A 715-nucleotide genomic window follows, 5' to 3' on the forward strand; every position below is an offset into this window, starting at 1 on the left:
AGGACTCCGATGTCGCGGACGGTCTGGGCGAGGGCCCGAATGAGGTCGTTCTCGGCGTCCTTGCGCCACACCAGGGCGTAGGGGATCGTCCCCATGTCGGGGACGGGAATGAAGCGGATGTGGGACTGCGACCAGTAGCGGGTGACGTGGGAGGGGAAGGGATGGACGATCTCGCCGGTGCCGACGAGGTGGATCAGTTCGTCGGCGTTGGTGACCTGCTCAATGCGTTCGATCGGCTTTCCCCGGGCCGTGTGGAAGGAAAGGTAGCCGTCTTCCCAGTAGTCGGGCATGTCCGGTGGCATGGCATGGGCGAAGTCGGCCAGGGCCTCGAACGGGACGGCGAGCCGTTCGGCGAGTTCGTGGTCGGCGGCGACGGCCAGGACGCGGGGGTCGCGGAAGAGGACCGGGCCGACGGTGAGGTCGGGCTCGTCCACCGGCAGCCAGGTGAGGAAGACGTCCATGTCGCCCTCGCGCAGCCGGGCGAACGGGTCGACGTATGGGGCCCGGCGCAGCTGTAGTTCCCACTGGGGATGACGGGAGCGGAAGGTCTCCCAGTAGGGGTACATGTCGGGCACGTTGAACGGCATCATGCCGACGCGCAGGCGTGCGGTCTTGCCGCGGGCGGTCATCCGGGCGCGTTCGAGACTGTCGCGCAGGTTCGCGTAGACCGGCCGCAGGTCGGCGCGTAGCTGCCGGCCGAGCGGTGTCAGGCGGA

1 protein-coding gene is annotated in these 715 nt (G+C 68.7%); it reads right to left on the reverse strand.

Annotation, left to right across the window (positions count from 1 at the left end; all coding sequences use genetic code 11):
• On the reverse strand, positions 1–715 hold a 715-nt coding region (locus tag E6R62_RS37775; protein ID WP_136217940.1), incomplete at both ends, for a substrate-binding domain-containing protein.

Origin of the sequence: Streptomyces sp. A1136, assembly GCF_004795055.1 — a bacterium.
In the GTDB taxonomy this organism is placed as follows: domain Bacteria; phylum Actinomycetota; class Actinomycetes; order Streptomycetales; family Streptomycetaceae; genus Streptomyces.